The sequence below is a fragment of the Vibrio sp. OPT24 genome, assembly GCF_015163545.1.
Classification (GTDB): domain Bacteria; phylum Pseudomonadota; class Gammaproteobacteria; order Enterobacterales; family Vibrionaceae; genus Vibrio; species Vibrio cyclitrophicus.
Genome location: NZ_JADDYI010000048.1, coordinates 46,151 through 70,807, shown reverse-complemented (window position 1 = coordinate 70,807; position 24,657 = coordinate 46,151). Strand labels below are relative to the sequence as shown.

Sequence of the window (24,657 nt, the reverse complement as noted above, 5' to 3'; positions counted from 1 at the left end):
AGTACGCTAACTCAGCTTCCCAAACAGACAAACTCAGACGGGTAAAAGTCGATTGTCAAAAACCCCTAAGTAAATGTTAATTTTCTATCAATTCGACCTATAAGAAACCTTACAAAATTGGTATGATTACCGCCATTTCTGTGAACTTAAACAGAGTCTGCTGTTCATTTCGGCATTAAATCGTTAACTAGAAGCATAATTAACCAATTTAGTGACCATGAAATAATGGCCACTCTTATCATCCTTGAATTGAAGGAAACGCGTGTGAATATCCAAGCACTTATTAATGACAAAGTATCTCAGGCTCTAGAAGCCGCTGGCGCACCTGCAGGCTCTCCTGCTGCTGTTCGCCAATCTGCAAAACCACAGTTTGGTGATTACCAAGCAAACGGCGTTATGGGCGTTGCTAAACGACTAGGCACTAACCCACGAGAATTTGCTCAAAAAGTATTGGACGTTCTAAACCTAGACGGTATCGCTTCAAAAGTTGAAATCGCTGGTCCGGGTTTCCTAAACATCTTCCTAGATGAAGCTTTCCTAGCAAAACAAGCAGATGCAGCGTTGGCTGATTCTCGTCTTGGTGTTGCAGTAGCAGAAACACAAACCATTGTTGCAGATTACTCTGCGCCAAACGTAGCAAAAGAAATGCACGTTGGTCACCTACGTTCAACCATCATCGGTGATGCGGTTGTTCGTACTCTAGAATTCTTAGGTCACAACGTTATCCGTGCTAACCACATCGGTGACTGGGGAACTCAATTCGGTATGCTGATCGCAAACCTTGAGCGCGTTCAGGCTGAATCTGGTGAAGTTTCAATGGAACTTGCTGACCTTGAAGGCTTCTACCGTGAATCTAAAAAGCTTTACGACGAAGACGAAGAGTTCGCAGTTAAAGCTCGTGGCTACGTAGTGAAACTGCAAAGCGGCGATGAGTTCTGCGCAGAGATGTGGAAGAAGCTAGTTGACGTTACTATGATTCAAAACCAACGTAACTACGACCGTCTAAACGTATCTCTTACTCGTGATGACGTAATGGGCGAAAGTATGTACAACAACATGCTACCAACTATCGTTGCAGATCTGAAAGAGCAAGGTCTTGCTAAAGAAGATGATGGTGCACAAGTTGTATTCCTAGACGAATACAAAAACAAAGATGGCGACCCAATGGGCGTTATCATCCAGAAACGTGATGGCGGCTTCCTTTACACAACAACCGATATTGCTTGTGCAAAATACCGTTTTGAAGAGTTAGGCGCTGATCGTGTTCTTTACTTCATCGACTCGCGTCAACACCAACACTTAATGCAAGCTTGGACTATCGTTCGCAAAGCTGGCTACATCCCAGAGTCTGTTTCTCTTGAGCACCACGCGTTCGGCATGATGCTAGGTAAAGATGGTAAGCCATTCAAGACTCGAGCAGGCGGTACTGTTCGTCTTGCAGATCTTCTTGATGAAGCAGAAGTTCGTGCAGCACAGCTAATCGAATCTAAGAACCCAGAACTAGCGGAAGAAGAAAAAGCAACAATTGCTAACACAGTTGCAATGGCAGCGGTTAAGTACGCAGACCTTTCTAAGCACCGTACTACTGACTACGTATTTGATTGGGACAACATGCTTGCATTTGAAGGCAACACAGCACCGTACATGCAGTACGCATACACTCGTGTTGCTTCAATCTTTGCTAAAGCTGGCATTTCTATGGACTCTCTTGAAGGTGAAATCAAAGTCACTGAAGAGAAAGAGAAAGCACTTATCGCAAAACTTCTACAATTTGAAGAAGCGGTACAGTCTGTTGCTCGCGAAGGTCAGCCACACATCATGTGTAGCTACCTATTCGAACTTGCTGGTCAATTCTCTAGCTTCTACGAAGCATGCCCTATCCTTGTGGCTGAAGATGAAACCGTTAAGCAAAGCCGCCTGAAGCTTGCTGCACTGACAGCTAAGACTATCAAGCAAGGTCTGTCGCTTCTTGGTATTGAAACTCTAGAGCGTATGTAATTCCGTTCGGGTTACAATGAATAAATACAAAGGTTGATGTGAGAGCATCAACCTTTTGTTTTATCTAACATATACTGAATTCAAGAAATCGAAATGGATAATAATAATGAGCTTTGAACTTCACCCACAGTTAGCAAAAGACACCACACTTATCGGCGAATTTCCACTAAGCTTGGCACTGCTAAGCAAAGACAGTGCAGTGCCTTGGGTTATCTTGGTACCAAAACGTGCCAACCTAAAAGAGTTGCATCACTTACCAATGAAAGAACAACACCAGTTCTTGCTTGAGTCTCAAGCGGTAAGCCAAGCATTAGAAGCAACGTTCCAACCAGACAAGTTAAACCTAGGCGCGCTAGGTAATATGGTACCTCAGCTACACATTCACCATATTGCACGCTTCAAAGATGACACCGCGTGGCCAGGTCCTGTATGGGGTAACACCAAAGGCGAACAACGCAGTGAAGAAGATCAAGCAGCTGTCCTGACTCGTATTCAAAATGTTCTGTCACTGAGCTCTATCTTCAAGAAAGCGTAATTCGAATATCTCGTTAAACTTTAAAGCCTAACAGTTCAGAAAAGACACATAACAAAAAGCCGCTTATCTAAAATAAGCGGCTTTTTTAATTTTCTAGCCTCGCCGTTATCAACGAGTGTATGTAGCTCTGAACTACATCATCACGTTAAGCGACAAACCATCTTGTTTACTGATGGTATAGCGAATACGCGTTGTATGACCATGTTTGTTGGTATCGACCAAGCGAGAAACTTTTCCTTTCTTGACCCACACACTCAGCATCGCATCGACGCCATCTTCACTCATGCCAAACTTTGCAGCGAGCTCTTTGCGAGCCACAACGCCTTGGCTATCAATGTATTGATGAAGTTCAGTTAAAATCATACGACTTGCACCTCTAAGGCTTTCTGCTTACTGCCCACTTTCTTGAAGACACGATACGTCACCACAAAACCACCAGCAATCGCCACCATCCATACTGCACTTGTCACTGGATGAGCAGCAAAGTTTGCTGCTTGGTAGTAGAAGGTCGCACCAAAGTACCCAAGAGCCATCGTCCAAACCGCTATGAAGCGTGCAAACATCTGACCAAATTCACGAACATAAGCACCCATCGCTGCCACACAAGGTGTGTAAAGCAGAATAAGAATCAAGTAAGCGAATGCAGCATGCCCTGACACGAATTTATCTTTCAAGTTACCAAAGATAGAGGTATCCACTTCTTGATCAGCCGCCACAGAGCTTGAATCAGACAAATCACCAACTTCAATACCTAGAGGATCTGAATAACTCAAGCCAGATAGGTTTTCAGGAATGGTCATTACCGCTTCTTGCAGGCTTGCTGCTAAATCAAATTCAGCCGCTTCTTCATCGGATGGTGTTGTATATAAACTGTTTAATGTACCCACCACCGCTTCTTTAGCGAAGATACCCGTAATAATACCAACCGTTGCTGGCCAGTTATCTTCCGTAATACCAATCGGTTGGAATACAGGCGTTACAACTTGAGCCGCTTTAGACAACACAGAGTTTTCGCTGTCTTCATTACCAAAGCTGCCGTCCATACCTAGCGAGTTCAAGAAGCTCAGGATTGCCACAACCATTACGATAGTTTTACCTGCGCCAAGTACGAAACGCTTCAGTTTTTGCCACGTTTTAAGCATTACGTTTTGCACTGTCGGCAATTCGTAATCTGGCATTTCCATTACTAAGCTATCGCTGCTACCTGGATAGATGGTGTTCTTAAGGAACAGACCCGTAAACACAGAAGCAACAATACCCATGATGTACAGAGCGAATACCACGTTTTGTCCCGCGCCAGGGAAGAATGCTGCTGCGAACAGTGCGTACACCGGAAGACGAGCACCACATGACATAAACGGCGCCATTGATGCAGCCAGTTTACGTTCGCGTTCTTGGTCAAGAGTACGCGTCGCCATAATTGAAGGCACGTTACAACCAAAGCCCAGTACAAGCGGTACAAATGCTTTACCCGGTAAGCCAATCTTCTGCATTACTTTATCAAGTACAAATGCCGCACGAGCCATGTAACCCGAGCTTTCGAGTACAGCTAAGAACAGGTACAGTGCAGCGATAACAGGAATGAAAGTTGCAACCGTTTGAACACCACCGCCGATACCATCAGCGAGTATGGTTACTAACCAGACAGGTAAGTGGCCATCCAGTAAGTGGTGTCCACCATCAACTAATATTGCCCCTACACCAATATCGAAGAAATCGATAAACGCACTACCAATATTGATAGAGAACATGAACATTAGGTACATGATGACGAAGAAGAAAGGAATACCGACCCATTTATTCAAAATGAATTGGTCTGCTTTCTCTGTAAAGTTGCGGCTTAGTTTACCTTCGCTGCGACGAACACGTTTACAAAGGTCGTGTAAGAAAGTGTATTTTGCATCAGCAACAGCGAGGTCGATATCAAACTCAGCACTAAGACGCACACTATCAATTTGGGTGCGAGTGTGAGGGGCAAGCCCATTTAATACCAAGTAATCATTTTCTAACGCACGAATAGCCAAAGCTCGGTGAGAAACATCAGCATCATCGAACTGTGATTCAACAGAAGGAATCAATGCCTCTAAAGCTACGTCGTAATCAATAGAAATAGGATCAAGGCTCACACCTTGAACAAGCAGTTTATGAAGACGCTCTTTAAAGCGAACCACTTGACCTTTGTCGTTTGCAGACAAACTTAGCACAGGGCAACCTAGCTCTTTCTCTAGCGCTTTAAGATTAATCACCTGACGTTCACGCTTTAACACATCCATTTTGTTCAACACAACGATCATTGGGCGCCCCAACTCACGTAGCTGTAATGTCATGTATAAGCTTCGTTCTAGACAGCTAGCGTCGACAACATTGATGATAACGTCAGCTGGATGAGTCAAAACGGCACGAGACGCGATAGATTCATCAATACTGTTAGCATCATTACCACTATCAAGAGCGTAGATACCTGGAAGGTCAGTCAGTTGAAACTGATCGCCCGCATGCGAATACAAACCCGTTTTCTTTTCTACGGTTACACCAACCCAGTTACCAACGTGCTGTTTCGCACCAGTCAGTGCATTGAATAATGTTGTTTTACCACTATTAGGGTTACCAACGGTAAGAACTTGATAATCCATTTAGATAACCTCGATTTGTTCTGCAATGCTTTCACGAATGGCAATTGAAACCCCTCTCACTTCAACTTGAAGCGGATCACCCATAGGTGCGCGACGAATCAACGTCACCTCGGTTTTTGGCAGCATCCCCATAACCATTAGTTTTTTTCTAACGTCCGGTGTTAGGCCTGTTAGTGCAACAATAGAAGCCGCTTTTCCTTGCTCGAGTTGTGAAAGTTTCATAAATACCCAATTCGTGACTGATAATGAGAAAGATTGTTATTAACGGCCATGATACACATACATGACCACAATTCTATTGTGTGAAATCAAAGTTTTCGGAAATACATACTCGTAAATTTCGTTAAAAACGTTTACGTCAAAAACGTTACTTTCAACAATTAGCGAGAACTACCTCACGAGTACCGCCCAATCAAAACCAAAATAAATCATTAAATATCAACAACTTAACACAATGTCGGTTTTCTCACAGATATCTGGCGTTAATTTTATAAGTAAAATAAGTAACTCACCGTATAGTTTCTCCATCGAAGAGAAATTACTTCTCTTTAATTTTATTCCAGAGGTGGTGTGGTTTCCATATCACTCCGGCAGCAAGCGAAGGTGTCCTTGGCACCCGTGGTATAGTCCCCCCGGCTATGCCACGATATTTTTTTTCTTTCCTTAATTTTGTCACTTTCCACCAAAAATCGTTAGAACTCCCAACTCCAAATATCTTCCGTATCTTCCGTATCTTCCGTATCTTCCGTATCTTCCGTATCTTCCGTATCTTCCGTATCTTCCGTATCTTCCGTATCTTCCGTAAAACCCTAAAAAAGCCCCGACATGAATGTCGAGGCTCAAGGTGTCTTTATTGACCTTTAGACAGGAATAAACCTGCGGTTGATTACTCTTCGTTATTTTCCGCAAACTTAGATGGAGACATGCCAAAGTGGTGCTTAAATCGCTGGCTGAAATAAGAAGGGTCATTAAAGCCAGAATCGAACGCGACGTCTGACACCTTTTCTCCGGCCAATAACCTTTCACAAGCATGCTCTAAGCGAACTTGATTAAGGTGCTCTTTGAATGTCTTGTTGTAAGCCGATTTAAAGCGTCGTTGTAAGCTTCTCTCTGACATGAACAAGTATTTAGCAGCTGTTGCAGTGCCAAACTCCGCATCAGCGTAATGTTCACTAACAAGCTGAGACACTTTATTTTTCCATTCTTGTTCTGCCGTCAGTTTTTGTTGCTCTGGTGACGAAGCGGCAAGCTTAATCGTTTCAATCTGTTCTATTGTGCTTGCTTCAAGGTCATCCAAAACCTGATATTCAATTGGCCATGAAAGCTGAACCTTGTTTTGAGAATCAGAAACAAAAGCGTTGAGCTCGCCACCGCTTTGATTGATTAACAAAGGTAGTTTCTCGATATTAAGATCAGTCGACTTTCCATTGCTTTCATTAATCGATGAAGCCAATTTAGGAAAAGGCATACCATGATCGCGAATGGTCACGACTAAATGCTCTTCAACCTCTTCAACCAATACCACCATACTCTGCGATTTAAAATTTCTCTTAATGATACTCGCAACTAAGCTATTAAAAATGATATCCAAATTGAAATACAACAACGACACATGCCTATGCTTGGTTTCAACGTTAATATCGAGCTCAATACCCGCTTTAGCTAGATCACCTTTCCACGCTTTAAGCACAGATTCCAATACTAAAATTACATCGCAACAGACTGTCTCTGAACCTTCTTGGCTATTGGTCAATTGGGCGAGCCCGTTCTTCAACGTCAGGATTGGTGACTGACCTTGGTCATCGTTCCAACTAGGTAACATCGCAGCAATCTGAGTCACTTCATCAGATAACTCCTTCGCTGTATGTGAGACCAAAACATTTTTGACCAACAGCTGTTTCTTGAGTTGTTGATTGGTCGTCAATAAAATACGACTTTGATGTCTCAGCTGGTCCGTTTTTAATGCAACTTGCGCTTTCAAGTGTCTGTTGGCAAAAGTGACATAACGCGAACGCCAAAAAACAAGAACAGTCACCAATCCAATTAACATCGTAAGAGAACTAGCTACAGCCCAATTACTCAAGTACCAAGGCTCAGCAATTGAGAAACTTTGGGTTGTAGACACAAATCGATAATGAGAATCTTTCACCGGCTTAACTTCTAGCGTGTAATCACCTGGGAGCAAATGATCCAGTGTTAACAAACCACCCTCAAATTCGCTCCACGGCTCGTCATCGGTGAGCCGATATTCCATCGCAGGCGCGAATGTCGCGGGTAAAATACCAAGCTTAAAGCCAATCGATGAACCGTAAGGCACTTCCTCTAGGTCAACTGTTTTACCACCAAGTGATACAGTTTGCTGATCAACACTTATCTTACTGAGTAATGCTCGGCTATGAGGTGTGGTCGAAACCAATAACTCATTGGACAGTGCTGTAACCACACCATATTTTGAGCCTAAAACCAACCGAGATGATTGATTCTCATCACTGTAAAACAGGGCACACGCACCAGCAGTCAGTTCATTAGTGATCAGACCAAATGGCGAACCAATATGTTTGAGTAATTGCCCATCAAGCCCGTAGTAACTTACACCTTTCGAAGACCCTAACCAAACACCGTTATCATCGCTGATCAAGCAATTTGGGCTAATGTTATCTTCAATAAGAGCAACCTCTTCAATGACGTTGGTGTCATGAGGCATTCGATACACCCCATAACTACCCGCGAACCACTGTGCGCCATCTTTGGCCTGTTCGATATCAACAACTTTACCAAACCGCTCACTCAAACGACTGAAGCTAATTCTCTTATCAATAAAGGAATAGAATCCGTGATCTGTACCAATATAAAGACTGCCTTGCAAACCCATATTAAGGTCAGTAATTTTCGCTGGCAAAAACTTATCAACCAACCAATCAGTGCCATAACTGGTGAGAGCCATAGTATCAAGCAACAATGAATAAAGGTTTTGCCCCGAACTCATCCAGAGCACATTGTCAGCTTGAAGCGCAAAGTTCTCAATGTGGATACCCTCAACAGCTCTCGGTAAGTTGAGCTCTTGAAGTTCTAATGTATTGGTATTAATACTAATAATACCGTCTTTTGTTGCCAGCCAGATTGAAGTATCAAAAACCTCTAAGTCCTTTACAGGTTTTTGATAAACACGAACTGGGGGGGCTTCACTTTGAGAGTCGACTAAATACAGCCCCATCGAAGATGCAACCCACGATAGATTATCATTCACAGGCTGTATCCTATTTATCACCACGCTGCTGGAATGCATTCCCATTCCTGTTAGCGGCGTTCTAGAGAATGTCTTACTGAATAGTGAAAAATATCGAATACCATTATTGGTCGCAACCCACATTCCCCCCGCATGGTCATTGATCAGCGAATATATTTTCTCGCCTGGCAATGAGAAATCTTGATTGGCAGCTTGATCAAAACGTGTAACTTGACCAGTAATAAAATTATAGCTAACGAGCCCGTGCTCTGTACCTATCCAATATTGATCAGACGTTTCAGCAAGAGACAACACATGTGAACCTCGAACAAATATCTCTTTATCTGGATCAGCAAGATCAACAATGACCGCACCATTTAAAGTCCCAATAATGAGTTCGCGTCTAGTGTTCGAGAAATAAACCGTCTCAATGTGGTGCTTGTCTGATGCGGCAATGTGAGTAAACTCTTGATTTTCCGAAAGATAAACTCCCGAACTCGTCGCTAATACCCATTTAGACAACACACGCTCTGCGTCATTAATTACGATGTCACTGCTATTGTTATATCGATACAGCTTGAGTAATGAATAAGTGTTGAATTCTAGAGATTGCGTATTGTAAGTATAAAAATTGCTACCATCGGTCACCCAAATATAATCACCAGATACACCGATATTAACGATCTCAGCACCGGGGCTTAGACTAAACGCGAGCTCATTACCGATACCTGGGGTATGTCGATAAACCTCGTTATCGAAAAAACTCCAAAATTCATCGTTGAGAAACGCCACTTTTTCTGAAGAAAATTGTAGAAGACTGCCCTTTCTCGGTAGCAGGGTACGACCATCGTAAAATAGAACTTTTCCATGCACATCGTAGATCCAGAGACCTCCTCCAGCCCCGAGATATAGGTTTTTGGCCGCAAGAAAATTCCCTTGTGCTTGAACAGGCAAAGGATAGAAAACAGAGGGTGATGTATTTACCGCTAGAACGCTAAATGAAACACTCATTAACATGAGCACTTTGAAGATAATCTGATACAACTTTTAATCCTGAACAGCAACAACACATGAAATTTCAGTAGCCGCAATGGTTCACCACTGCTTGAACATAAGCTGAGTTTTTTTGTGATTATAATTATCTTTCTATTTTAGCGGAATTTAACGAAGGAGAAAGGAGGTTTACGATTTGTTGAAAGGTTTTATCTTAGCGGTCACGAAAATGCCGCAAAAAAGCGGCATGATTCATGAATTATCGGGAACAAAGTAAGGTAATGACTACTTTATATTAATTACTCAGCACTTAAGCAGCTTGTGTAACTATCTGTAAGTTGCTGAAGAAAATCGAAATAACTTCCACTCTTCACTTCAACACTTGAACCTACCGGGTCAAGTTGCCCTTGCTTCGCATTACTTCCACGAGTTACCGACTCAATCACAGCAGGTGTAAATTGAGGCTCAGAGAATACACATTGGACATTGTCACGTACCAAAGTTTTCTTGATTGCAATCAGACTTTTAGCTCCGGGTTTACGTTCAGGACTAACCGTAAAGTGACCTAAGTTATTCAATTCAAATTCTTGTTCAAAGTAACCATACGCATCGTGGAACACGTAATAACCTTTATTTTTCACTGGTGCAATTTGGTCACGAATCGATTGTTCTTTATCTTTCAAAGCAATGAGGAATGAATCTAGGTTCTCTTGATACGCCATCGCGTTATCAGGATCAGTTTCAATCAACTTAGCTGAGATATATTTAGCGGCGACTTCAACTTGATCGATACCTAGCCAAAAATGTGGGTCATGGCTACCATGGTTATGTCCTTCATGCGCGTCGTGGTCTTCATGCCCAAATTCTCTCAGTTCAATTCCAGGAATTGAACTGATCTTTATAACGTTTTCTTTCGAACCAATCACCTTAGTCAAAAAGGCTTCAAGGTCAGGACCGAACCAAATCACCATGTCAGCACTATGAACTTTTTTGACATCAGATGGCTTAAGCGCATAATCATGCGGCGAAGCATTACTGTTCATTAGCACATCCGGTTCACTAACGCCTTGCGTTAATTCCGTGACAATCATTTGAATTGGTTTAAAACTTGTTAAAATAGTATTAGCACTTGCAACACTTGGCGCTAAAAGCAAAGTAGCAAGTATAAAAGATGAACGTGACATAATCCCTCGATAATAGAAAAGTAGCTTAGGCTTGAGGTAAATGTTACATTATAACATTAGCGAATTGCAAATGAGTTCTATTCATGGATAACTTAATCCAACTAGATTCTGTGAGCGTCGAATTTGACGGTCGAAAAGTTTTAGACAACATATCTCTAAATTTAGAGCGTGGCAGAATCACTACCCTAATTGGGCCAAATGGCGCGGGGAAATCAACCTTAGTTAAGGTACTACTTGGGCTCCAGAACAAATATTCCGGAAAGATCACCAAATCAAAAAAACTAAAAATTGGTTACGTTCCTCAAAAGCTAAAGCTGAACGACTCTCTGCCTCTCAATGTAGAGCGTTTTCTTAAGCTCACCGGAAAATTCAGTAAACAAGAGATCCTAGAGTCTTTGATGCTAGTGGGCGCTGAACACCTGATGAAAAGTAACATGCATCAACTGTCTGGTGGCGAAAACCAACGTGTGCTGATCGCTCGCTCTCTTTTGAAAAGACCCGATCTGCTCGTTCTTGATGAACCCGCACAAGGTGTTGATGTACAAGGCCAAATCGATCTTTACGATCTGATAGATTCCATCCGTCACCGCTTTGGTTGTGCTGTGTTTATGGTTTCACATGACTTGCATTTAGTGATGGCAAAAACAGACGATGTGATCTGTCTGCATCACCACATCTGTTGCTCTGGTGCACCAGCTGATATCAAGCACCACCCTTCTTATATAGCGCTATTCGGTACCGCGGTTCAAGAGAGTTTGGCTTTCTACCACCACCAACATGACCACCATCACCATGACTTGGCCGGCCAGCCAGTTTCTGGAGATGTGCACGACTGCTCCAACCATAAACACGGACATCACCACTAATGCTTGAGTTTCTTCTACCTTCTATTCTTGCAGGCTTAGGCATTGCTCTTATTGCTGGACCACTGGGTTCGTTTGTAGTGTGGCGCAAGATGGCTTATTTTGGTGACACCCTTGCACACGCCTCTCTGATGGGCTTAGCGCTTGGCTTCCTGTTCAACATTAACTTGTACTTCGCGCTGCTGATCTGTTGTTTGATGCTGGCTGTGTTGCTCGTAACATTGCAAAAACAAAAGCTGGTCGCGACGGATACCCTACTCGGTATTTTGGCGCACAGTGCGCTATCACTTGGCTTGGTTGCTGTCAGCTTCTTAGACAATGTTCGTATTGATCTGATGAGCTACCTATTTGGTGACTTGCTGGCGGTATCTCCGATTGATTTAGTGTTCATCTATGCGGGTGCCGCTGTAATTGGACTGGTACTGGCTATCTTTTGGCGACCACTATTATCAACGACAGTTAACGAAGATCTCGCGGCTGTTGACGGTATAAACATTGATTTAATGCGTCTGATTTTGATGTTGCTTGTTGGTATCGTGATTGCTGTCGGTATGAAATTTGTGGGTGCGTTGATCATGACATCACTGCTAATCATTCCAGCAGCAACTGCAAGGAAGTTTTCTAATACACCGGAACAGATGGCGTTCCTTGCTTCCATTATTGGCTCTATCTCTGTATTCGGTGGATTAAGCTTGTCTTGGTTCTATGACACGCCTGCTGGCCCGTCTGTGGTTATCAGTGCGGCTGCGATGTTTATGCTATCTCAGATGGTTAAGACCCGAGCGTAATCATACGATTCGTATCTCGTATCTCGTATCTCGTATCTCTTATCTCGTATCTCGGGAACATAAAAAAGCTTGGTCAGTGACCAAGCCTTTTTTATATCGTTCAGTTAACTTCTATCTCATTCGATAAAAGTTAGCTGATTACCAACCTGTGATTTCACGTAGGCCTTTACCGATGTCAGCAAGAGACTTAACTGTCTTAACGCCTGCTGCTTCTAGTGCTGCGAATTTATCTTCAGCAGTACCTTTACCGCCAGAAATGATTGCGCCTGCGTGGCCCATACGTTTACCCGGAGGAGCTGTAACACCAGCGATGTAAGAAACAACTGGCTTAGTTACGTTCGCTTTGATGAACTCAGCCGCTTCTTCTTCCGCAGTACCACCGATTTCACCAATCATTACGATTGCTTCAGTCTCTGGGTCTTCTTGGAAAAGTTTTAGGATATCAATGAAGTTTGAACCTGGGATTGGGTCACCACCGATACCAACACATGTTGACTGACCAAAGCCTTCATCTGTTGTTTGCTTAACTGCTTCGTACGTCAGAGTACCGCTGCGCGATACAATACCTACTTTACCCTTCTTATGGATATGACCAGGCATAATACCAATCTTACACTCATCTGGAGTAATAAGACCTGGACAGTTAGGACCGATCATGCGAACGCCAGTTTCTTCTAGCTTCACTTTAACGTCGATCATATCTGTTGTAGGGATACCTTCAGTGATCGTTACGATCAGTTCGATACCTGCATCAATTGCTTCTAGGATTGCATCTTTACAGAAAGGAGCTGGTACATAGATAACGGTTGCTGTTGCGCCTGTTACTTCTACTGCTTCACGTACTGTGTTGAATACTGGAAGGCCTAGGTGAGTTTGACCACCCTTACCAGGTGAAACACCACCAACCATTTGCGTACCGTATGCGATAGCTTGGTCTGAGTGGAATGTACCTTGACCGCCAGTGAAACCCTGACAGATTACTTTAGTGTCTTTGTTAATTAATACAGACATTATTTAGCCTCCGCAGCAGCAACAACTTTCTGAGCAGCATCTGTTAGAGATTCAGCTGCAATGATATCAACGTCAGAATTAGCAAGTACTTCGCGACCTAGGTCTGCGTTAGTACCTTCTAGACGAACAACTACAGGAACTGTTACGCCAACTTCTTTAACCGCACCAATAATACCTTCAGCGATCATGTCACAACGAACGATGCCACCGAAGATGTTTACTAGTACTGCTTTAACATTGTCATCAGAAAGGATGATCTTGAATGCTTCAGCTACACGTTCTTTTGTCGCGCCGCCACCTACATCAAGGAAGTTTGCTGGCTTGCCGCCGTGTAGGTTTACGATATCCATCGTACCCATCGCAAGGCCTGCACCGTTAACCATACAGCCAACGTTGCCATCAAGTGCTACGTAGTTCAGTTCCCACTGTGCTGCGTGTGCTTCGCGTTCGTCTTCTTGAGATGGATCGTGCATTTCACGTAGTTTAGGCTGACGGTACATCGCGTTTGAGTCGATGTTGATCTTGCCGTCTAGACAAAGCAGGTTGCCTTCGCCAGTGATTACAAGCGGGTTGATTTCTAGTAGAGCTAGGTCGTACTGAGAGAACATTTGGCCAAGACCCATGAAGATCTTAACGAACTGTTTAATTTGATCGCCAACTAGACCAAGTTTGAACGCAAGTTCACGACCTTGGTAAGCTTGAGGGCCAACAAGAGGGTCGATCGCAGATTGGTGAATCAACTCTGGAGTTTCTTCAGCGATCTTCTCAATGTCCACACCGCCTTCAGTTGACGCCATGAATACAATTTTGCGCGTTGCACGGTCAACAACAGCACCTAGATAAAGCTCGTTAGCAATGTTCGATGCTTCTTCAACTAGGATTTTTGTTACAGGCTGACCATTAGCGTCTGTTTGGTAAGTCACTAGGTTTTTACCTAGCCACTTTTGTGCAAACTCTTTAACGCCTTCTTTAGTGTCATGTAGCTCTACGCCGCCCGCTTTACCGCGACCACCAGCGTGTACTTGACACTTAACAACTTTCTTGGCTGTACTAATACGGCCTGCAGCTTCGAAAGCTTCTTGTGCTGTGTCACACGCGAAACCTTCAGGTACAGGCAAACCGAATTCTGCAAACAGCTGTTTGGCTTGGTATTCATGCAAATTCATTTTGATATTCCGTTTATTTTCCCTTAAGGGATTATTATTTCCATAACGACACAGTTTCCTGTGTTACGTCTGTAGGGTCTTCTCAAATCAACTGCTGTCCATTTTCTAATGGCTTTACAGTTCAATTGAAGGCCAGACGTTGAGCAGCCTAGCCTTTGAAACTTTTTACGTCTAGCTAACAGGGTTAACTAGACGTTTTAGCGATACTAAACGTCTAATAGCAGACGTGCAGGATCTTCTAGAAGCTCTTTGATGGTCACTAGGAAGCCAACTGATTCACGGCCATCGATTAGACGGTGATCGTAAGAAAGCGCTAGGTACATCATTGGTAGAATCTCTACCTTGCCATCAACAGCCATTGGACGGTCTTGGATTTTGTGCATACCCAAAATTGCCGCTTGAGGCGGGTTAATGATTGGCGTAGACATTAGAGAACCAAATACACCACCGTTTGTGATAGTAAAGTTACCGCCCATCAGCTCGTCAACAGTTAGCTTGCCGTCACGGCCTTTGATTGCTAGCTCTTTGATGCCTTTTTCGATGTCAGCGAAACCTAGTGTGTCACAGTCTTTCAGTACTGGAGTCACCAGACCACGTGGCGTTGATACTGCCATGCTGATGTCGAAGTAGTTGTGATAAACGATATCTGTACCATCAATAGAAGCGTTCACTTCTGGGAAACGTTTCAGTGCTTCTGTTACTGCTTTCACGTAGAAAGACATGAAACCAAGACGCGTATCGTGACGCTTCTCAAATTGGTCTTTGTACTGCTTACGAAGGTCCATGATTGGCTTCATATTCACTTCGTTGAAAGTAGTCAGCATTGCTGTGCTGTTTTTCGCTTCTAGAAGACGGTTTGCAACTGTCTTACGTAGGCGAGTCATAGGCACACGTTTTTGGCTACGAGCCGCTGCTGGCGCTTCAACTGCTGGTGCAGATGCTGCTGCCGGCGCCGCTTTCGCTGCTGCTAGATGTGCGTCGATGTCTTCACGAGTTATACGACCACCAACACCAGTGCCTTTAACGTCAACCGGTTGTAGGTTGTGTTCAGCAAGCAGGCGACGAACAGCTGGGCTTAGTGCATCGTTGTTCTCTTCTGTTAGCGCAGCCTTATGGCGCTTATCAGGAGATGCTTCTGTATCTTCAGTGGTGTCTTTCGTTGGTTCACCAGCGACAGCACCCGGCTTGATTTTAGCCAGAAGTTGCTTAGAAAGTACCGTAGCACCCTCTTCTTCGATGATAGCTTCCAGAACACCCGCTTCAGGAGCCGGTACTTCTAGAACTACTTTATCTGTTTCGATATCTACAATGACTTCATCACGTGCAACCGCTTCGCCCGGTTTTTTGTGCCAAGTAGCAACTGTTGCATCAGCCACAGATTCAGGTAAATCTGGAACCAGAATTTCAATTGTCATGTGCGTATTTTCCTTTTACTTCTAGTTCTTAAGTAGGGTCAAAGCGTCGTCAACTAACGCTTTTTGTTGTTTCAAGTGTACCGACATATAGCCAACAGCTGGTGATGCTGACGCAGGACGACCTGCGTATTGAATATCAGCACCTACTGGGATAGCAGCTCGGAAATTATGTTGGCTACTGTACCAAGCACCTTGGTTTTGTGGCTCTTCTTGACACCAAACGTAATCGACTACATTTGTGTACTGTGCGATTGCAGCTCTTACGTCCTCATAAGGGAACGGGTAAAGTTGCTCAATGCGTACAATAGCGACATCGTCTTGCTCGTTCTTACGTCTTTGATCAAGCAGGTCAAAGTAAACCTTACCTGAACAGAACACGACGCGCTTTACGTTCTCAGGAGCCAGATCATCAATTTCTGCTATTGCTGGTTGGAACGTACCTTCGGCTAAATCTTCCATAGAAGACGTACACAAAGGGTGACGAAGCAATGATTTAGGCGACATTACGATCAGAGGACGACGCATTGGTCGAACAACCTGACGTCGAATCATGTGATAAACCTGCGCCGGCGTTGAAGGAACAACAACCTGCATGTTTTGTTCAGCACATAACTGAAGGTAACGCTCAAGACGTGCAGAAGAGTGCTCTGGGCCTTGGCCTTCATAACCGTGAGGAAGTAACATTGTTAGGCCGCATAGACGTGCCCACTTTTGCTCACCTGATGAGATAAATTGGTCGATCACAACCTGTGCACCGTTTGCGAAATCACCAAATTGTGCTTCCCAAAGGGTTAGACCGCTTGGCTCTGCTGTTGCATAACCATACTCAAACGCTAGTACTGCTTCTTCAGATAACACAGAGTCAAACACTTGGAATGGCCCTTGTTTATCATGGATGTTCGCAAGAGGAACGTAAGTGCTCGCATCTGATTGATTGTGCAAAACTGAGTGACGGTGGAAGAAGGTACCACGACCAGAATCTTGGCCAGAGATACGAATGCGTTTTCCATCATCAACCAGTGTTGCGTAAGCCAGAGTTTCAGCCATACCCCAATCGACTTGTTTTTCACCATTCACCATGGCAGTACGATCGTTGTACAGTTTATTGACTCGGCTTTGCAGCTTATGGCTGTCTGGGTATTGGCAAAGTTTGCTACCAAGCTCTTTCAGGCGCTCGATATCAATTTTGTTGTCCCATTCAATGTTCCAGTCGTGACCAAGGTATGGAGACCAGTCAACAGAATGAAGTGCCATTGGGCGCCACTCTTTAACCACAACTTCACCATGATCAAGTGCATCACGATATTCGTTAACGAGTTGGGTTGCCGTATCAATACCAAACTCACCGCGCTCCATCAGTACGTCAGCATACAGCTTACGTGGTGTTGGGTGCTTCTTGATTTTTTGGTACATCAAAGGCTGTGTTGCGTTTGGCTCATCGGCTTCATTGTGACCATGGCGACGGTAACAAACCAAATCAATAACAACATCACGCTTAAACGTATTACGATAATCTAGTGCCAGGCGAGCAACGAAAGCGACCGCTTCTGGATCATCAGAGTTGACATGGAAAATCGGAGCCTGAACCATCTTCGCAATATCAGTACAGTACATCGTAGAGCGTGTATCGCGAGGGTTAGATGTTGTAAAACCAACTTGGTTATTTACAACGATACGAACCGTACCACCGACACAGAAACCACGCGCTTGAGACATGTTAAACGTCTCTTGTACTACACCTTGGCCAGCAATTGCTGAGTCACCGTGAATAGTAATTGGAAGTACGCTGCTGCCATCTTTATCGCCTAGACGATCTTGACGAGCACGCACTGAGCCGATAACTACCGGGTTTACGATTTCTAAGTGTGATGGGTTAAATGCGAGTGCTAGGTGAACATTGCCGCCTGGTGTTGCGAAGTCTGCAGAGAAACCTTGGTGGTATTTCACATCACCAGTGCCCCACGTGTCGTCATTGTGCTTGCCCGCAAATTCGTCAAACAGATCTTGTGGCTTTTTACCAAGCACATTGACCAGCATGTTTAGACGACCACGGTGAGCCATACCAACAACAACTTCACGCATGCCTTGTCCACCAGCATGACGAATAATTTCTTTCGTCATTGGAATAAGAGCATCACCACCTTCTAATGAGAAACGTTTAGCGCCTGGGAACTTAGCACCAAGATAGCGCTCAAGACCTTCAGCAGCTGTTAGCTCTTCTAGGAAAGCTTGCTTTTCTTCTTTATTGAAAGATGGTTGACCAGATACAGATTCTAAACGTTGTTGAATCCAACGTTTTTGCTCTGTATTCGTCATGTGCATGTATTCAGCACCGATAGATCCACAATAAGTTTGCTTAAGAGATTTATAGAGATCTTTAAGCACCATCGTCTCTTGGCCAATGGCAAAAGAACCGACGTTAAACGTCTCATTGAGGTCATCTTCGGTAAGAGTGTGGAAAGAAGGATCCAGCTCTGCAACTGTATCTCTTTTCCATAAACCGAGGGGGTCTAGATTTGCTGCTTGATGCCCTCGGAATCGATAGGCATTAATAAGTTGCAGAACTTTTACTTGTTTCGCATCGACATCTGGATCACTAACTTGGACACTGTAATGCTTTGTTTCTTGAGCGAGTCGACGGAAGTATTCACGAACACGAGAGTGTGGTTGTTCCACCGTTTCTGAAGCTTGCACAGGCAATTCTTCGAAAACGCTTCTCCATTCGTCACTTACCGAATCGGGATCACTTAGATACAGTTCATAGAGTTCTTCTACGTACGTTGCATTGGCGCCAGCCAAGTGTGAAGACTCGAGCCATGCCTTCATCACGCCGTTGTGCATATTTTCCCTTAACCAGTAGTTTTCACGTTTGCTGCGGTCTGAGCCGAGCTATTAAAAGGCCGCCCCAAAACTTCTAGGGCGGCAATTTTTTTATAACTTAAACCGAACGATTTACCAGCATGGTCTTAATATGACCAATCGCTTTCGTCGGATTTAATCCCTTAGGACAAACACTTACACAATTCATGATGCCATGGCAACGAAAAACGCTAAATGCATCATCAAGATCGGACAAACGTTCGTCTGTCGCCGTATCTCGGCTATCAATTAGCCAACGGTACGCTGCAAGCAAGCCAGCAGGACCGATGAATTTATCAGGGTTCCACCAGAACGACGGGCATGAAGTTGTACAACATGCACACATGATACATTCGTACAGTCCATCTAAATGCGCGCGCTCATCAGGGCTTTGTAAGTTTTCACGTGCCGGCGGTACATTGCCGTCTGACACGAGGAATGGCTTAACCTTCTCGTAGTTGTCGTAGAACTGCGTCATATCGACAATCAAGTCACGAACAACTGGCAAACCAGGTAATGGGCGGATTACAATTTTGTCTTGGCCAGAAAGCGCAGACAACGGAGTAATACAAGCCAGTCCATTCTTACCGTTCATGTTCAGACCATCTGAACCACACACACCTTCACGGCACGAGCGACGGAATGAGATTGTTGGATCTTGTTCTTTCAACAGAATAAGCGCGTCCAAAAGCATCATGTCTGAACCTTTATCCACCTCTAGGGTGTATTCCTTCATGTAAGGCTTTTGGTCGACATCTGGATTGTAACGATATAAAGAGAAATTCAGTTTCATGGTCATATCTCCTTAGTACGTACGTGCTTTAGGCGGGAACGCTTCACGATGGATTGGTTCCATGTTTACGCCACGCTTAGTCATACTTTCAGATTCAGGGTTGTACAGTGAGTGACATAACCATTGCTCATCGTCACGGTCTGGGAAGTCAAAACGAGCATGAGCACCACGGCTCTCTGTACGGAAGTTAGCAGCAACAGCTGTTGCAAACGCTGTTTCCATCAGGTTTTCAAGCTCTAGACACTCAATACGCTGAGTGTTGAACTCCGTAGATTTGTCAGATAGGTGTGCATTTTTCAGACGTTCACGAATTACTTTAAGCTCTTCTAAGCCTTCAGCCATTGCTTTGCCTTCGCGGAATACTGAGAAGTTGTTCTGCATACATTGCTGAAGATCTTTACGAATTTGCGCAGGGTCTTCGCCGTCTGTACTGTTTTCCCAACGGTTGTAACGCTCTAGAGAACGCTCAATGTCAGCTTCAGTTGCTGGCTTAGCTTCTTCTTGCTTCTTCAGAGTCTCACCTAAGTGTAAACCTGTCGCACGACCAAATACCACCAAATCAAGTAGTGAGTTACCACCTAGACGGTTAGCACCGTGAACGGATACTGATGCAATTTCGCCACAAGCAAATAGACCTTGGATTTCAACATCGCTGCCGTCTTCGGTTTGCTTAATAGCTTGACCAGAAACTTGTGTTGGGACACCACCCATCATGTAGTGACATGTCGGGATTACTGGGATTGGCTCTTTTACTGGATCAACGTGAGCAAAGGTACGAGACAGTTCACATACACCAGGTAGGCGAGATTCAAGCGTCTCTTTACCTAGGTGATCAAGTTTCAGCTTGATGTGTGGACCCCATGGACCATCGCAACCGCGACCTTCACGAATTTCAACCATCATTGAACGAGCAACAACATCACGACCCGCTAAGTCTTTAGCGTTTGGTGCATAACGTTCCATGAAGCGTTCGCCGTCTTTATTGAGAAGGTAACCACCTTCACCACGACAACCTTCCGTTACCAATACACCTGCACCAGCGATACCCGTTGGGTGGAACTGCCACATTTCGATGTCTTGCATAGGAACGCCAGCACGGATAGCCATACCAACACCGTCACCAGTATTAATATGTGCATTAGTTGTTGATGCGTAGATACGACCCGCACCACCAGTCGCAAGAATTGTTGCCTTCGCTTTGAAGTAACAAACCTCACCCGTTTCCATACAAAGCGCGGTTGTGCCTAAAATTGCACCATCTTCGTTCTTAACAAGATCCAGTGCATACCACTCAGAGAAAACCGTCGTTTTATGCTTAATGTTTTGTTGGTAAAGCGTATGAAGCAGTGCGTGACCAGTACGGTCGGCTGCCGCTGCTGTACGAGCCGCTTGCTCACCACCAAAGTTTTTCGATTGACCACCAAAAGGGCGTTGGTAAATAGTACCGTTCTCAAAACGAGAGAATGGTAGGCCCATTTTTTCAAGTTCGATTACCGACTCAGGACCGTTTTTACACATATATTCGATAGCGTCTTGGTCACCGATGTAATCGGAACCTTTTACAGTATCGTACATATGTTGTTCCCAATGGTCTTCATGCGCATTGCCAAGAGCAACAGTAATGCCACCTTGCGCTGAAACCGTATGAGAACGAGTAGGGAAAACTTTAGAAAGCAATGCACAAGATAGGCCTTGCTCAGAAATTTGCAGTGCGGCACGCATACCTGCACCACCAGCGCCGATAACTACGGCATCAAACTCACGAACAGGAATAGTCACTTACGCACCCCACAAAATAAACAGACCAGAGAAGAAATATCCAAGAAGAACTGCAACAACACCGACTTGAAGACCAACACGCAGTTTTGCGCATTTGATGTAGTCAGTTAGTACTTGCCATAGACCGATCCACGCGTGAACCAAAACAGAAGTAAGCGCTAACATAGTGAAGACTTTAGTGAAGGTTCCACCAAAGAATTGCGTCCAAGATGCGTAAGAAATATCACCAGAGAAAGCACAGAAGCTCACTAGGTAGATAGTGTAGAGAGTCATAATGATGGCAGTTGCACGGATCAATAAATAATCGTGAACACCATTACGACCAAAAGTAGAAACGTTGTTTACCATACTAAGATCCCCGCTAGTAGAGACAATACCGCTGTTGCTGCGAATGCAACCTTAGCGCTCTTAGCGCCAGATTCCAGCTCTTCGAAGTGACCGAGGTCCATAAGAAGGTGACGAATACCACCAGCAATGTGGTAAGCCAAAGCGGTTAAAATGCCCCACAGAATAAACTTCACGAAGAAACCGTCGACAATGTCGCTAGCTTCCATAAAGCCTACTGGGGATGAGAGGGAAGTGGATAGTAACCAAAGCAGAATTCCAATCGCGACAAAAGTTATCACCCCAGACACACGGTGTAGGATGGAAGCTATTGCTGTGATCGGAAAGTGGATGGTCTGTAAATCTAAATTAACAGGTCTTGTCTTTCTTTCTTTCACGGGCTTGCTCACTCAGCTCCATTGAGCATTATGGTCATTAAATAACCTTATGATATTGTTATGGACAAAATTTGATTGCTAACCTTCAAAATTTAACATTAACTTAACAAATAACTGAAGTTGAGCCTTAGATAATTGTAAAATAATTGTTAATTGCTCGATTAAGAAAGACACCTCACATTTCTTCTTAGCCTTGCATTTATAAGGTTTTAACCAAACTTTTCAGCGCCACTATACGGCTGGCAACATTCTAATACAATTGATGTAACAAATAATGCTACACAGACCAGATTTTTAACGAATTTAATGTAAAAAACACTAACAAGTGCACACAAAGCTGCAGAAAAATTGACTTTCGGACGTAAGACCAGTAAAAAAATGGCACATAAACATCCTGGACGGATAAAATAATAAACAAAGGAGATTGTTATGGCGGATAAGAAAGCTACCCTTCACATTGAAGGTCATGCGCCGATCGAACTGCCGATTACAGAGGGTGTACTTGGTACACCAGTGATCGATGTTCGTACACTAGGTTCTAATGGTTTTTTTACTTTTGATCCTGGTTTTCTTGCCACTGCATCTTGTGAGTCTCAAATCACTTTTATTGACGGTGGAAAAGGTATCCTTTTACATCGTGGTTATCCAATTGACCAACTTGCCAATAACGCTGATTACTTAGAAGTATGTTACATACTTCTATACGGTGAAGCCCCTTCTCGAACTGAATACGAAAAGTTCAAGACTACCGTGACACGTCACACTATGGTGCATGAGCAAATTGCTAGTTTCTTCCACGGCTTCCGTCGTGACGCTCACCCTATGGCTGTAATGTGTGGTGTTGTAGGCGCTCTAGCGGCGTTCTACCACGACTCACTTGATATCAACAACGATACACACCGTGAAATTGCGGCTTATCGCCTAATTTCAAAAATGCCAACGCTGGCAGCAATGTGTTACAAATATTCAATAGGTCAACCGTTTATCTACCCACGTAACGACCTAGGCTACGCAGAAAACTTCTTACATATGATGTTTGCAAACCCATGTGAAGAATATGAAGTGAACCCTATCGTTGCACGTGCAATGGATAAAATCTTTACACTACACGCAGACCACGAACAGAACGCTTCAACGTCCACAGTACGTCTAGCCGGTTCATCTGGTGCTAACCCGTTTGCGTGTATTGCGGCAGGTATCGCATCACTTTGGGGGCCTGCTCACGGCGGTGCAAACGAAGCTTGCCTACGTATGCTCGAAGAGATTGGTAGTGTAGATAACATTGAAGAATATGTTGCGAAAGCAAAAGACAAAGATGACCCATTCCGTTTGATGGGCTTCGGTCACCGTGTTTACAAAAACTATGACCCACGTGCAACAGTAATGCGCGAAGCATGTCACGAAGTACTTAAAGAGTTAAACATACAAGATCCGCTACTCGATGTAGCAATGGAACTTGAGCGTATTGCCCTTTCCGATGAGTATTTTGTTTCTAAGAAGCTATACCCGAACGTAGATTTCTACTCAGGTATCATTCTGAAAGCAATCGGAATTCCAGTATCAATGTTCACAGTAATTTTCGCGATGTCTCGTACTATCGGTTGGATTGCTCACTGGAATGAAATGCACAGCGATCCGACGAACCGTATCGGTCGTCCTCGTCAGCTGTATACTGGTGAAGAACAACGTGACTTTAAAGCACTTCACGAACGTGAGTAGTTGCTATAAAGCATAATGTTAAAAGGGGTTGATGTGAGAACATCAACCCCTTTTCTTTTATACGGGATACTTTGAATCTTTACCTAACCTTACCAACTGTACTCTTATAGAAATTCTTTCTTTGCAAAAGCTACAATCGACTAGATATTCCCAATCACTTACCTGTTTTACACAGGATTATCAATATCAATAAACTCGACATCTAAACCGTGCTCTTTCGTTAGCCACTCACCTAATGCCTTCACGCCATATCGCTCTGTTGCATGGTGACCCGCAGCAAAATAATGGATGTCTTGCTCACGTGCTGAGTAAGTCGTGCGCTCTGAAATTTCACCAGAGATAAATGCATCAATACCCTGAGAAGCCGCTAGTTCAATGTAGTCTTGGCCACCGCCAGTACACCAACCTACCTTTTCAATCATTTTATCGGTGTTTTCAGGAGCAATATGTAACGGTATACGATTCAAAACTTGACCAATCTTTGCAGCAAGCTCTTCACCTGTCATTGGTGTTTTTAATTTACCAAACATTGCAACCGATTGTGGATGTCCTTCCAAGCCACCTTCAACTTCAATATCAAGCAGTTCAGCGAGCTTAGCATTGTTACCAAGTTCAGGGTGGATATCGAGAGGTAAGTGATAACCTAGAAGATTAATGTCATTCTTAATCAGAGTACGAATGCGCTTGCCCTTCATGCCTCGAATCGCTTCTGACTCACCTTTCCAAAAGAAACCGTGATGAACCAACAAAGCATCGGCATTCAATTCTACCGCTTTATCAATCAGAGCTTGAGAGGCCGTTACACCAGTAACGATGCGCTTCACTTCAGAAGCCCCCTCGACTTGAAGACCATTCGGGCAGTAATCTTTAATCTGCTGTGGCTGCAGTTTTTCGTTCAGTAGCTTTTCTAATTGTATGTTATTCATTTTTATTTCCAGCTTACCTTTATAATAACGCCGTTATATCAATTTAC

20 protein-coding genes are annotated in these 24,657 nt (G+C 43.9%); 6 read left to right on the top strand and 14 right to left on the bottom strand.

The window, feature by feature from the left end; translation table 11 throughout:
* Positions 1 to 264 precede the first annotated feature (264 nt).
* Together argS and IQO02_RS10165 are read left to right on the top strand one after the other, a co-directional pair.
* Positions 265 to 1,998: an arginine--tRNA ligase gene (gene argS, locus IQO02_RS10170; protein ID WP_010436816.1), complete on the top strand. Its 1,734-nt coding sequence runs from the start codon at positions 265 to 267 to the stop codon at positions 1,996 to 1,998.
* A gap of 106 nt (positions 1,999 to 2,104) precedes the next feature.
* The gene (locus tag IQO02_RS10165) at positions 2,105 to 2,533 is read left to right on the top strand and encodes an HIT domain-containing protein (protein ID WP_193838530.1); all 429 of its coding nucleotides are present in this window, start codon (positions 2,105 to 2,107) and stop codon (positions 2,531 to 2,533) included.
* 132 nt (positions 2,534 to 2,665) lie between these two features.
* Here the strand turns inward: IQO02_RS10165 and IQO02_RS10160 are convergent, their stop codons facing one another.
* The 3 genes from IQO02_RS10160 to IQO02_RS10150 are packed head-to-tail and all read right to left on the bottom strand — an operon-like array spanning position 2,666 to position 5,388.
* Entirely contained in the window at positions 2,666 to 2,896 is a 231-nt protein-coding gene (locus IQO02_RS10160) for a FeoC-like transcriptional regulator (RefSeq protein ID WP_193838529.1), read from the bottom strand.
* Positions 2,893 to 5,166 (bottom strand): Fe(2+) transporter permease subunit FeoB, encoded by a 2,274-nt coding sequence (feoB, locus tag IQO02_RS10155; RefSeq protein WP_010436809.1) that lies wholly within the window; start codon positions 5,164 to 5,166, stop codon positions 2,893 to 2,895. Before feoB ends, IQO02_RS10160 begins: the two co-directional genes overlap by 4 nt.
* A complete protein-coding gene (locus tag IQO02_RS10150; RefSeq protein ID WP_004734203.1) occupies positions 5,167 to 5,388 on the bottom strand; it encodes a FeoA family protein in 222 nt (73 codons plus the stop codon).
* A 416-nt stretch (positions 5,389 to 5,804) separates the two neighbouring features.
* On the opposite strand from IQO02_RS10150, the gene IQO02_RS10145 reads away from it, so the two are divergent.
* Positions 5,805 to 6,023, top strand: a complete 219-nt coding sequence (locus IQO02_RS10145) for a hypothetical protein (protein WP_133148863.1) — start codon at positions 5,805 to 5,807, stop codon at positions 6,021 to 6,023.
* Between the two features lie 29 nt (positions 6,024 to 6,052).
* On the opposite strand, the gene IQO02_RS10140 is transcribed toward IQO02_RS10145, so the two are convergent.
* Positions 6,053 to 9,403, bottom strand: a complete 3,351-nt coding sequence (locus tag IQO02_RS10140; RefSeq protein WP_065612598.1) for a helix-turn-helix domain-containing protein — start codon at positions 9,401 to 9,403, stop codon at positions 6,053 to 6,055.
* A 281-nt stretch (positions 9,404 to 9,684) separates the two neighbouring features.
* The gene (gene znuA, locus IQO02_RS10135) at positions 9,685 to 10,569 is read right to left on the bottom strand and encodes a zinc ABC transporter substrate-binding protein ZnuA (protein ID WP_016787725.1); all 885 of its coding nucleotides are present in this window, start codon (positions 10,567 to 10,569) and stop codon (positions 9,685 to 9,687) included.
* A gap of 83 nt (positions 10,570 to 10,652) precedes the next feature.
* Between znuA and znuC the strand changes: the two genes are divergently transcribed.
* Positions 10,653 to 11,435 carry a zinc ABC transporter ATP-binding protein ZnuC gene (gene znuC, locus IQO02_RS10130; RefSeq protein WP_010436800.1) on the top strand — a complete coding sequence of 261 codons (783 nt, stop codon included), beginning with the start codon at positions 10,653 to 10,655 and terminating at the stop codon, positions 11,433 to 11,435.
* Complete coding sequence (gene znuB / locus IQO02_RS10125; protein WP_016787726.1) at positions 11,435 to 12,220, top strand: zinc ABC transporter permease subunit ZnuB; 786 nt, start codon at positions 11,435 to 11,437, stop codon at positions 12,218 to 12,220. Before znuC ends, znuB begins: the two co-directional genes overlap by 1 nt.
* Before the next feature lie 138 nt (positions 12,221 to 12,358).
* Here the strand turns inward: znuB and sucD are convergent, their stop codons facing one another.
* The 8 genes from sucD to sdhC all read right to left on the bottom strand — a co-directional run bounded on the left by sucD (position 12,359) and on the right by sdhC (position 21,977).
* On the bottom strand, positions 12,359 to 13,231 hold the full coding sequence (sucD, locus tag IQO02_RS10120) for a succinate--CoA ligase subunit alpha (RefSeq protein WP_004734209.1): 873 nt from the start codon (positions 13,229 to 13,231) through the stop codon (positions 12,359 to 12,361).
* Positions 13,231 to 14,397, bottom strand: coding sequence for an ADP-forming succinate--CoA ligase subunit beta (sucC, locus tag IQO02_RS10115; protein WP_010436793.1), 1,167 nt, complete (start codon positions 14,395 to 14,397; stop codon positions 13,231 to 13,233). The genes sucD and sucC overlap by 1 nt, the downstream gene beginning before the upstream one ends.
* A gap of 206 nt (positions 14,398 to 14,603) precedes the next feature.
* On the bottom strand, positions 14,604 to 15,812 hold the full coding sequence (gene odhB / locus IQO02_RS10110; RefSeq protein ID WP_016767487.1) for a 2-oxoglutarate dehydrogenase complex dihydrolipoyllysine-residue succinyltransferase: 1,209 nt from the start codon (positions 15,810 to 15,812) through the stop codon (positions 14,604 to 14,606).
* A 21-nt stretch (positions 15,813 to 15,833) separates the two neighbouring features.
* Complete coding sequence (gene sucA, locus IQO02_RS10105) at positions 15,834 to 18,653, bottom strand: 2-oxoglutarate dehydrogenase E1 component (RefSeq protein WP_010436776.1); 2,820 nt, start codon at positions 18,651 to 18,653, stop codon at positions 15,834 to 15,836.
* A gap of 97 nt (positions 18,654 to 18,750) precedes the next feature.
* Positions 18,751 to 19,464 (bottom strand): succinate dehydrogenase iron-sulfur subunit, encoded by a 714-nt coding sequence (locus IQO02_RS10100; RefSeq protein WP_193838528.1) that lies wholly within the window; start codon positions 19,462 to 19,464, stop codon positions 18,751 to 18,753.
* 12 nt (positions 19,465 to 19,476) lie between these two features.
* Entirely contained in the window at positions 19,477 to 21,243 is a 1,767-nt protein-coding gene (gene sdhA / locus IQO02_RS10095; RefSeq protein ID WP_010436771.1) for a succinate dehydrogenase flavoprotein subunit, read from the bottom strand.
* On the bottom strand, positions 21,244 to 21,591 hold the full coding sequence (gene sdhD / locus IQO02_RS10090; protein ID WP_010436768.1) for a succinate dehydrogenase, hydrophobic membrane anchor protein: 348 nt from the start codon (positions 21,589 to 21,591) through the stop codon (positions 21,244 to 21,246).
* The gene (sdhC, locus tag IQO02_RS10085; RefSeq protein ID WP_010436766.1) at positions 21,585 to 21,977 is read right to left on the bottom strand and encodes a succinate dehydrogenase cytochrome b556 subunit; all 393 of its coding nucleotides are present in this window, start codon (positions 21,975 to 21,977) and stop codon (positions 21,585 to 21,587) included. Before sdhC ends, sdhD begins: the two co-directional genes overlap by 7 nt.
* 417 nt (positions 21,978 to 22,394) lie before the next feature.
* Between sdhC and IQO02_RS10080 the strand changes: the two genes are divergently transcribed.
* Positions 22,395 to 23,684, top strand: coding sequence for a citrate synthase (locus IQO02_RS10080; RefSeq protein WP_010436764.1), 1,290 nt, complete (start codon positions 22,395 to 22,397; stop codon positions 23,682 to 23,684).
* A gap of 167 nt (positions 23,685 to 23,851) precedes the next feature.
* On the opposite strand, the gene IQO02_RS10075 is transcribed toward IQO02_RS10080, so the two are convergent.
* Positions 23,852 to 24,610 (bottom strand): Nif3-like dinuclear metal center hexameric protein, encoded by a 759-nt coding sequence (locus IQO02_RS10075; RefSeq protein ID WP_010436762.1) that lies wholly within the window; start codon positions 24,608 to 24,610, stop codon positions 23,852 to 23,854.
* Positions 24,611 to 24,657: the final 47 nt, after the last annotated feature.

Bases quoted from the DNA above. Each gene is read 5' to 3' on its own strand.
- IQO02_RS10150 (WP_004734203.1), bottom strand. From the start codon at position 5,388: ATGAAACTTTCACAACTCGAGCAAGGAAAAGCGGCTTCTATTGTTGCA.
- sucA (WP_010436776.1), bottom strand. From the start codon at position 18,653: ATGCACAACGGCGTGATGAAGGCATGGCTCGAGTCTTCACACTTGGCT.
- znuA (WP_016787725.1), bottom strand. From the start codon at position 10,569: ATGTCACGTTCATCTTTTATACTTGCTACTTTGCTTTTAGCGCCAAGT.
- sucC (WP_010436793.1), bottom strand. From the start codon at position 14,397: ATGAATTTGCATGAATACCAAGCCAAACAGCTGTTTGCAGAATTCGGT.
- IQO02_RS10145 (WP_133148863.1), top strand. From the start codon at position 5,805: ATGCCACGATATTTTTTTTCTTTCCTTAATTTTGTCACTTTCCACCAA.
- IQO02_RS10140 (WP_065612598.1), bottom strand. From the start codon at position 9,403: ATGAGTGTTTCATTTAGCGTTCTAGCGGTAAATACATCACCCTCTGTT.
- feoB (WP_010436809.1), bottom strand. From the start codon at position 5,166: ATGGATTATCAAGTTCTTACCGTTGGTAACCCTAATAGTGGTAAAACA.
- znuC (WP_010436800.1), top strand. From the start codon at position 10,653: ATGGATAACTTAATCCAACTAGATTCTGTGAGCGTCGAATTTGACGGT.
- IQO02_RS10160 (WP_193838529.1), bottom strand. From the start codon at position 2,896: ATGATTTTAACTGAACTTCATCAATACATTGATAGCCAAGGCGTTGTG.
- IQO02_RS10080 (WP_010436764.1), top strand. From the start codon at position 22,395: ATGGCGGATAAGAAAGCTACCCTTCACATTGAAGGTCATGCGCCGATC.
- IQO02_RS10100 (WP_193838528.1), bottom strand. From the start codon at position 19,464: ATGAAACTGAATTTCTCTTTATATCGTTACAATCCAGATGTCGACCAA.
- znuB (WP_016787726.1), top strand. From the start codon at position 11,435: ATGCTTGAGTTTCTTCTACCTTCTATTCTTGCAGGCTTAGGCATTGCT.
- IQO02_RS10165 (WP_193838530.1), top strand. From the start codon at position 2,105: ATGAGCTTTGAACTTCACCCACAGTTAGCAAAAGACACCACACTTATC.
- odhB (WP_016767487.1), bottom strand. From the start codon at position 15,812: ATGACAATTGAAATTCTGGTTCCAGATTTACCTGAATCTGTGGCTGAT.
- IQO02_RS10075 (WP_010436762.1), bottom strand. From the start codon at position 24,610: ATGAATAACATACAATTAGAAAAGCTACTGAACGAAAAACTGCAGCCA.
- sucD (WP_004734209.1), bottom strand. From the start codon at position 13,231: ATGTCTGTATTAATTAACAAAGACACTAAAGTAATCTGTCAGGGTTTC.
- sdhD (WP_010436768.1), bottom strand. From the start codon at position 21,591: ATGGTAAACAACGTTTCTACTTTTGGTCGTAATGGTGTTCACGATTAT.